The sequence below is a fragment of the Microcoleus sp. ARI1-B5 genome, from assembly GCF_036705795.1.
Taxonomy (GTDB): Bacteria; Cyanobacteriota; Cyanobacteriia; order Cyanobacteriales; family Microcoleaceae; genus Microcoleus.
In genome coordinates this window covers 148,161-158,586 of the sequence record NZ_JAUBVK010000014.1, presented here as the reverse complement: position 1 = coordinate 158,586, position 10,426 = coordinate 148,161, and the positions used below count along the sequence as shown (strand labels likewise).

Here is a 10,426-nt window from a genome sequence, read left to right as displayed (position 1 = left end):
ACAGGCGCAACTGCTTGGAATTTCACCACGGCTGCCGCACCGGATACCACAGCCCCTACCGCCACAACTTTCACCCCAGTTGATAACGCCACCAGCGTGGCTGTGGGTGCTAATTTAGTCGTCACCTTGAGTGAAGCTGTCCAAAAAGGCACCGGCAATCTGGTTATCAAGAAAGTCTCGGACAACTCAATTGTCGAAACTATTAATGTGACGGCGGCTAATGTCACCGTCAGCGGCTCTACTGTCACCGTTAATCCGACTGCTGACTTGCTAGCAAACACTCCATACTACGTTGAAATTGCTGCCGGTGCAATTAAAGACTTAGCTGGTAACAACTATGCTGGGATTACAGGCGCAACTGCTTGGAATTTCACCACGGCTGCCGCACCGGATACCACAGCCCCTACCGCCACAACTTTCACCCCCGCAGATGAAGCCACCAGTGTGGCTGTGGGTGCGAATTTAGTCGTCACCTTGAGTGAAGCTGTACAAAAAGGTACCGGCAATCTGGTTATCAAGAAAGTCTCGGATAACTCAATTGTCGAAACTATTAATGTGACTGCGGCTAATGTCACCGTTAGCGGCTCTACTGTCACCATTAATCCGACTGCTGACTTGGTAGCAGGTACTGGTTACTACGTTGAAATTGCCAGCGGTGCAATTAAAGACTTAGCAGGTAATAATTATGCTGGGATTACAGGGGCAACTGCTTGGAATTTCACCACTGCTGTCGCCGCTGACACAACACCACCCACAGCCGCCAGTTTCACCCCCGCCGACAACGCCACCAATATTGCAGTTGCTGCTAATTTAGTCGTCACCTTGAGTGAAGCCGTCCAAAAAGGCACTGGCAATATTGTCATCAAGAAAGTCTCCGACAACTCAGTTGTTGAAACTATTAATGTGACGGCGGGTAATGTCACAGTTAGCGGCTCTACTGTTACAGTTAATCCGACTGCTGACTTGGCAGCAAACACTCCATACTACGTTGAAATTGCCGCCGGTGCAATTAAAGACTTAGCGGGCAACAATTATGCCGGCACTACAGGGGCAACAGCTTGGAATTTCACCACGGCTGCCGCCGTTGACACCACAGCGCCGACAGCCACTTTCACCCCCGCAGATAATGCCACCAGTGTGGCTGTGGGTGCGAATTTAGTTGTCACCTTGAGTGAAGCCGTACAAAAAGGCATCGGCAATATTGTCATCAAGAAAGTCTCAGATAACTCAATTGTTGAAACTATTAATGTGACTGCGGCTAATGTCACAGTTAGCGGTTCTAGCGTCACGATTAATCCGGTCAATGACTTAGTTGATGGCACTGATTACTATGTAGAAATTGCCAACGGTGCGATTAAAGACTTAGCTGGCAATAACTACGCTGGAATTACTGGGGCAACCACTTGGAACTTCAAAACCGTTTCAGCTATTTCTATTACGGATATTGAGGTAGACGAATCCGCCACCAATGCAACATTTACAGTTTCGCTGTCATCAGCAAATAGCGAACCTATCACTGTTTCATACCAAACTTTTGATGTCTCCGCAAAAGTTGCAGATGGAGATTACACAGCGCTTACAAAAAGCACCCTTACATTTGCACCAGGAGAACAAGTAAAGACTATTTCAGTCCCAATTGTAAATGACAGTGTTTATGAGCCAAATACAGAGATATTTACAGTCAACCTAACCGATCCTAAAAATGCGGTAATTAAGAAAGCCAGGGGCATCGCAATAATCAACAGTGATGACGGAGCGCCTCGGGCGAGTATCCTTGTCTACAATCAGATTGTGAACACTCAAGAAGGAAATAGTGGCACGTCTACCGTCACTATTCCTATCTACCTAGACCGTCTCAGTAACGTACCCATAAAAGTTAGTTATAAAACTGTTGATGGCACAGCAACAGTGGCAGATAAGGACTACGTTCAAATTTCGCCAACAGTAGTAACGTTTAATCCAGGAGAAACAAAAAAAGATATCACTGTATCTGTTGTGGGTGATGGAAAAAAAGAAAAGGATGAGTGGGGATATGTTGTTATTAGTGCCGTAGACAATAACGTTATCGTTACCTCTGAGAACTATACGCAAGGCTTCAGGATTCAAGATGATGACATAGAACCTAATATTTCTATCGATGATATTCGTTTAGAGGAAGGAAACGGCGACGGTAATAATAACACTTTTTCCAGTAAAGCCACTTTTACAGTTACACTTTCTCAAGCAGCAGGTGCGCCGGTAACTGTCTATTATGAAACATCTCATTATGTACCATACACAAGTGAGCCTGTTGATAATTTTGTAGATTATAAAGCTATTCAGCGAACAGCTTTAACATTCCAGCCTGGAGAAACTAGCAAAACGATTATAGTTCCAGTCAATGGAGACTCTTTCTTTGAAAAAGACGATACTTTTCAAGTTACTCTCAGCGAGGCGGTGGGTGGCCAAATCGTAAAAAACACTGGTAAAGCTACCCTCATCAATGATGATGTCAAACCCACGATTTCTATTAGCGATGCCAATGCTTCTGAAGCAGCAGGTCGTATCGTTAATGGACTTCCACAAGCAGATGTTGAGGTGAAACTTTCTAGCCCCAGCAGTGAAAAAGTTTACGTTTCATACAGAACCGAAGATGGCACGGCCAAAGCAGGGGAAGACTATCTTAAAGAAGATTCAACTCAAAGCAAGATTATCTCATTCATGCCAGGGGAAACGGTTAAAAATATTTCGGTTCCCATTGTCAAGGATAACAAGACTGAATCTGATGAAGTTTTCTCTGTGATTCTCAACCAGCCTACGGGGCTTCCCATGAATGGCACAATTGGCAAAGGAACTGGAACCATTACCATTCGTGACCAAATAAATCTGTCAATTGATGATGTTGGGGTAATTGAGGGTAACAGCGGAAAAACCGATGCTACTTTTACAGTAAGCCTAACAGCACCTCTCCCTGTTCCCGTTACAGTGGAGTACACAACGCAAGATGGCACAGCGAAAACGGATGTCCATTCCAATGATTATTATGGTACGGGAAGAGACAATACAATTACCTTTGCACCTGGAGAAATTAAGAAAACAATTACCTTGCCAATTATTGGGGACACGAAGCTTGAAGAAGATGAAACCTTTAGCGTCATTCTCAGCAACCCTAAAAATGCTGCTCTCAGCAGCAAATCGACTGGTACTGCTACAATTATTGACGACGATCGACCTCTAGTATCTATTAGCGATACTATTGTTGACGAAGATGGGGGAGCGTCGAACCCTGCTCAATTTGAAGTCACTCTTTCTAAACCCATTAATGAAGAAGTAACAGTTACTTATAGTACCAAAGATGGCAGTGCAAAGAGTGGTGAAAGGGACTATTCACCACTCACTAACAAAACCGTTACATTCAAGCCAAATGAGAGCAAAAAAACAATTAATGTTCCGGTTTTTGGGGATAGCAAAGAAGAAGGAGACGAAACCTTTAGCGTTGTTCTCAATAGTGCGACGACCAATGGCAAGATTACTGTCGGGGAGGCCGTCGCAGTCATTGATGATTTTAATGATTCAACAGTAAGCTATCCTAATGGAACAAAACAAAAAATTTACATCGCTCCAACTTCTGTTTTAGAGGGAGAGACTGGTGCAACTAACGAAGCAGTTTTTAACGTTAAACTAGATAGTGCTAGCACACTTCCGATTACTGTTCGCTATCGCACAGAAGATGGTACAGCAACAGTTGTAGATAAAGATTACCAACCCATAACTCCTGCTGAAACTTTAACATTTGCTCCCGGAGAAACTCAAAAAACTATTCGAGTTAAAGTCAACCCTGACAAAAAAGCTGACACTGACGAACGCTTTAAAGTTGTATTGCGTGGGGCAACCAATGCTACCGTTGGAAATAGCTTTGCTGAAGCAACTATTATTGAGAATAAATTGACACGAGCAGAGATAGCTAAACTTGCTTTTGATATGTTAGCTGTTTATGCGGTTGATACTGGTAAGAATGTAAAACTACCATTTTTTGGTCAACTCCCCACCGAAAAAATAGAAAGCAGACTTTCTAAATTAGGTCAAAGTTTGACGGAGGTGTTGAATAAAAATTCTCAAATAACCGGCACTCAACTGCAACTAGCACTTTCCTCAGCATTACCGACGACAGGATTTTCTCTTGATAGCACCAGCTTTATAGGAACCGACAATAGCTTACAGTTGAAGATTCAGGGTCAAGAAAGTTTTAACAGCAGCATTGACAGCAAAGGATTTAACCTTTTTGAGAAAATTAAATTCAATGAAAACGGGGTGAAGTTGGGTCTTGATAATTCAACCGGTCAAACAACTGTAAATTACGATATTTCTATGGCTCTTGCTTATAAGCCTGAGTTGGGATGGTATATCAATACAGAAAAAACAGGTTTAAGCACCAGCATTGACGAAAAAGTAAAAGATGACTCCCTCTTTAGAAACAGCAGCAGTGGATTTCTGCCCGTTGATTTTATTGCAAAATCCACCAATGAAAAACAAAGTCAATCTCAGGCAAAATTAGAAATCTCTTTGAGAGATTTTGATAAGTCAGGAACCGACGCAGATGGTTTTGGACTGATGCCCTCTGAAATTGCCAGCAACTTATACAATTCATTTGGGACAAAAGATACATCTCAACCACTTTATAACTCGGTTCTCAGTGCAGACGGAACCCTGAACTTAGATGGTAACGTTTTGTTGAAAGCTGGACTACCATCTCTAAATTTTAACCTTTACAGCGATTTGCCAACAGTTAATTATGTTAACGGCAAATTAACCCAAGACAACACCCCTAGTTTCTTCACACTCAATAACATTAAACTGGATCTGGGAAATTTTATTTCCTCCTTTGGCAAGCCCATTTTTGGCAACATTTCACGGATACTTGCACCCATTCGACCCATCTTAGACTTTTTGGATACCGACACTAAAATTTTTGGCGAAGTTGGTTTAGTTGGGGCGCTAGATGCAGACAAAGATGGTAAAGTCACTCCCCTGGATCTCATCAAAACATTTGCGCCAGTATCGGCACAGAAATATATTCCATTTATTGAGGGTGTCAAAGAAATAGACAGCCTTACAAGGCTGATGGAAGACTCGTTGAAAGAAGATGGAAATCTTGCAATTGACCTTAAGCCTTACGAATTTTATTCCGATGTTAAGGCAACTCAATCTCCTAATGATTTCTATCAATTTGCTGATGATTCTGGTCAGCTCAAGAAAAAAATTGAAGCATATCAAAAAGCGAAGGAACAAAGCAAGCAACTTCAAAAAGCAGCAACCGAAAATGAAATGAAAAAGCAAATACAGGTTGCTGGTGAAGGTGTTAAAAGTCAGGTTGATAAGAAAAAGGGAAGTTCCGACAAAAAAGCAGAAATTGCCAGTAAGTTAGCAGGGGCTTTCGAGAATTTTGACTTGCCAATTTTGACCAAAGCTGAAAGTGCTGGCAAGTTATTAGCAGGGGAAGATGTTCCCCTAATGACCTACAAATTACCTGCCCTGGAATTGGGGGCAGAGATTAAAGCTGGTTTCCGAGTGTTTGGAGTGCTTGAAGGAGGTCTTCGAGGTAGTTTAACAGCTAACCTTCGCAGCATTCCCATCGGATATGACACCTACGGAATGAGAAAATGGGCAGAAACGAAGCGAGATTCAGACTTACTTGATGGCTTCTACATGAGTACGAATGCCAATGCTGATGGGACGGGGGATAATGTTCCCGAACTGATCCTTGAAGCAACCATTGGTGCTTTTGCTGAACTTGATGCTTTGGTCGCAGAAGCAGGAGTTGAGGGGGGAATTAAAGGCACTGCTAAATTGAATTTAATGGAACCTAGCGCGACTCCCGATGGAAAGCTGCGGGCTAGCGATCTGGCGCTGATTTTTAAAAGTCCGTCAGATGTCATAAATCTGCAAGGCGGTATTGAAGCCTATTTTAATGCTTATTACGAGACTCTCGTGAGTTCTAAACAAACTAAAAAACTCGCATCTTTTCCTCTCTATGACTTCCGAGCTGGTGCCAAACCGGCTACGGCTCAAGATGGTTACATCACCGGCGCGTGGGTGTTCTTTGATGCGAATTTCAACAACATCCAAGATGAGAGTGAGTCTTACTCAATGACGTTCCCTGATGGCAGTTTCCAACTTCAGGCGGATGTTGAGAAGTTTGATACCAATAAAAATGGCCAGCTTGACCCTACAGAAGGTAAGGTCGTTTTAATCAGCGGTCAAGATATCTCCACTGGCTTGACTTTGGATACGCCATTAAGTTCTGTGCACGGTTCCAAAATGGTGACACCGCTGACAACGATGGTGGCGCAACTGGCACAGGAAGGAATGGATGTCACTGAAGCCCAAACCAAGGTTAAAGCTGCGTTAGGACTACCTACGAATGTTGATTTGGCAACGTTTAACCCCTTAGAGGCGGTAGCAAATAACGATCCCAATGGTTTAGCGTTGTATGCGGCGGCAATTCAGGTACAAAATACCATTGTTCAAACTGCCAAATTTATTGATGGGGTGAGTGATGTGGCGCTGGCTCAATTGGCTAGTGCGCCGATTGCTGCAATCTCGCTTTCCTTAAAGGGTGGAGTGCCTGTCGATTTAGCAAAAACAGAAACAATACAGGCGTTCATTGAAGACTCAATTACCAAAGCTGCCGAATCGGATTCCACAATCAACGTAGCCCAACTTAAAAGTGTGGCATCAGCCGCCGCTCAGATCGTGGCTTTGGGCAATCAAATCGTCAAGGATCTCGTTGCTAGCGGTCGTCCTATTAAGGATATTGCCCTTGAAATTACTCGCTTGCAGGCGGTGTCTGTGGGTCAAATTGCGGTGGGACTGCCGAAACTGGCAGCGGGTACTATCAAGGTTGAAGATTTCCTCGCTCTAAACACCAAAGAGGCGATTCTGGATCGGATGGTGAAGGTGCAGGTAAATGACCCTACAGTCCGTCCCGTTGTCGAGACGAAGGCTCTCAAAGACCCGATCGTCGATTCTCTGGCACCTACCTCCGAGGACACCGGCACCGGCAATAATACTACCGTTGCACCTGTTCCCCGGCGTCTGCCAACGCCAACTGCTGTCACCACGCCGACGGCGACGGCAACACCAACCAGTGATAGCGCTGAAATGCCTGATAGCACTGAAATGCCTGATAGCACTGAAATCACTACCAGCACTGAAATGCCTGATAGCACTGAAATAGCTACCAGCACTGAAATCGCTACCAGCCCTGAAACGCCTGACGATGAGTGCATTTGCGATCGCATCCCCTACCCCAACTTCGATCGCCCGAATGCTGTCGAAAATACGATCGCTAGCGGCAGTGGGGTCAGAAGGGGCACACCTTTAGCTGACGCCTTTTTTGGCACTAACATTCCTAACTTCTTCAACGGCAATGAAGGCAATGACAACCTCTTTGGCGGCAACAGCAGCGACACTCTCAACGGCAATGAAGGCAATGATTTTATAGATGGTCTCCAAGGGGATGACTTGCTGTTTGGCGGCAAAGGGAATGACATTGTAGTTGGCAGCGAAGGTGCTGATACAATTTTCGGAAATCAGGGGAATGATTTGCTCCACGGTGGCGACTCTGACGATTTAATTAACGCCGGCAAAGGTGATGATTTTACCGACGGCGGCAAAGGCAATGATTCCTTGTTTGGAGGCAAAGGCAACGATATAATTTTCGGCGGCAAAGGGAATGATTCTCTGTTCGGACAGGCTGGCAGCGATACGCTGTGCGGCGGCAAAGGTGATGATTTCTTGTTTGGCGGCAAAGATAACGATCTGTTAGACGGTTGCGAAGGAAATGATATCCTGACTGGAGGAGATGGAGACGACACTCTGACCGGCGGCATCGGTGACGATATTTTGACTGGTGATTTGGGCGGTGACAGTCTAATTGGGGGTCAAGGAAAGGATACTTTTGTGTTAGGTAACGGTCAGGGAATTGACATTATTGCCGACTTTACAAAGGGGCAGGACTTGATAGGATTATCCGGCGGTTTGCGGTTTGAACAGTTGACGATTACTCAAGAGAGTAATGCGACTTTAGTTCGCTCTGGTAATCTGGTGTTGGCAAATTTAATTGGAGTGCAAGCTAACCTGATAACTGCACAGGATTTCCAACTGCTTGTCTAATCGAATACGCGATTGTTAAGGCTGATCCCCCCGGCGCCCCCCTTAAAAAGGTAGGGCTGTTTCATTCTTGAGTAAATAGGAGTATAATCGACAAATATAGCGAAACAAGTCAATATTAATCTTGATGTACCCTAAAAACTTGGATAACAGTCTAATTGACTATCTCAAACAAATCCCCGACTTTCGCCAGTCTTCAGGATGCCGTCATCCTTTGTGGTTAGTGCTACTAATCGTCATCATGGGAATTATCAGTGGTGATTGGGGCTATAGAGGACTCGGCAGATTTGTGGAACGTCATCGTCGGGAATTAATCAAATTGCTCTCAATTCCTCAAGCCCGATTACCATCCTACTCAACAATTAGAAGAGTCCTGGTGGGATTAGACTATGAAGAACTGGAAAAAACCTTCAACCAATGGGCAAGTCAGTATGGACAGATGCCTAGTCATCAATGGTTAAGCATTGATGGTAAGGGATTGAAAAATACTGTGACTGATTATGCTATCTGCGAACAAAACTTTATTAATGTGGTTTCTGTATTTAGTCATCAGCGAGGGATAGTCCTGGGGGTGAAAGTGATGGAAAACAAAAAGACCAGTGAAATTACCACAGTTCTAGAATTGCTGGAAATACTGGATTTAAAAGGGGTAGTCTTCACATTAGATGCTCTCCACTGTCAAAAAAAACCGTCGATGAGATTGTCAACAGTGGCAATGATTACCTAATTAAAGTTAAAGCCAACCAACCGAAACTCTATCAACAAATTCAACAACAAACATCACAGCCAAATCCCGTTAAAACTTACCACAGCCAAGAACGAACCAGAAACCGCCAGAGTCAAAGAATAGTCGAAGTATTTGCTCCCCCACCAAACCTTGACCCGCAATGGTCTCAAGTTGGTTGTGTAATTAAAGTCGAGCGACGGGGAACTCGTGGAGATATCCCCTATCATCGAATTGGTTACTATTTCAGTTCCTTGGCTCCTAATTCTCGACAGTTAGAGTTAGGAATTCGGCAACATTGGCAGATTGAGAATCGTCTCCATTGGGTTAAAGATGTGGTCTATGAAGAAGATTCTAGTCCTCAGAAAGCTGGGATGGCTCCGATTAACCTATCTTTGCTGAAAACTTGGGTCTTAACCCTGTTACGGATTCATGGATATGATTCTTTGACGGAGGCGATTAGCTCTTGGAGCCATAATCTGAAGTATATCCTCTCTTTTTGCACTTAGTCTTGATCTTAGTTCTATTTGCTCCTTTTTACTCAAGAATGAAACAGCCCTACCCTTAAAAAGGGGGGGACAAGAGAGTTCTTAAAGTCCCCCGACTATCCGGGGGATGCTGCAAGGGATCTCCGGGGGATAAACAGTTTTAACCCAAGCGTATTGAGCGATCGCCCTTCTTACAATATAAAAAAAATCAAAAATATTTAACTATTTCGCACAATCTGTGGTATAAATCTCAAATCTCAAATCTCAAATCGTTTGATGCTGCAAGACCCGAATCTGCGCCCTCCGATCGCAATTAGTTTAGGTGCCGTTGCCGGCGCTTTGAGCCGGTATTATATCACCTTGTGGTTTGCCAACCGTTTCGGCACGGCTTTTCCCTACGGAACTTTTTTTATTAACATCACCGGTTGCTTGGCTATGGGATTTTTTATCACCCTGGCTTTGGAACGGGTGCCGGCTGTTCCGACGGAAGTGCGGTTAATGGTGGCAACGGGCTTTTTGGGGGCTTATACTACTTTTTCAACTTACGGTTTAGAGACGAATGTCTTGTTGCGCGATCGCTTTTACAGCTTTGCAGCTTTTTACTGGGCTGGCAGTGCCATACTAGGAGTAATCGCCGTTCAGTTAGGCAGTATTCTAGCTCGCTTAGGAAAATAGATAAAATCGGTTTGTGCAAAGAATACCAGTCAAAAAAACAAGAAGGCAACATTAGGCCAACTTCAAACCCTTATGCCACAAGTCATTCTCAATTCTTCAATTCTTCAATATAAAATCTAAAATGGTATTAGCTATTGCCGTTGGGGCGAGTTAATTGGCTGCGGATTGCGCTTGTTCGCAGGCTATGTCAGCGACAAAACTCGACAGTATTGGAAAATTACAACGATCGGTATAAGTAGGTAGGCGGAAAGAAACACTGCTGTGTAACAGAATGTGTATTGGTGTCACAATCTCTGCGATTGCTTTACTTCACTTCGTTTCGCTCGCAATGACTACTTATATATTTTCCCGCGTCATCTACTTATTCATCAATACAGCCGCTAACAGG

Annotated in this window: 2 protein-coding genes and 1 pseudogene; all 3 read left to right on the top strand. The window is 44.0% G+C overall.

Translation table 11 applies throughout. The annotated features are described in order from the left end of the window. A partial coding sequence (locus tag QUB63_RS20545) for a Calx-beta domain-containing protein (protein WP_332947147.1) occupies positions 1–8,154 on the top strand: 8,154 nt, incomplete at its 5' end. Positions 8,155–8,278: 124 nt separating this feature from the next. Further along, positions 8,279–9,384, top strand: a pseudogene (locus tag QUB63_RS35125) (ISAs1 family transposase). Positions 9,385–9,639: 255 nt separating this feature from the next. After that, on the top strand, positions 9,640–10,038 hold the full coding sequence (gene crcB / locus QUB63_RS20535; protein WP_332947145.1) for a fluoride efflux transporter CrcB: 399 nt from the start codon (positions 9,640–9,642) through the stop codon (positions 10,036–10,038). The last annotated feature ends 388 nt before the right edge of the window (positions 10,039–10,426 follow it).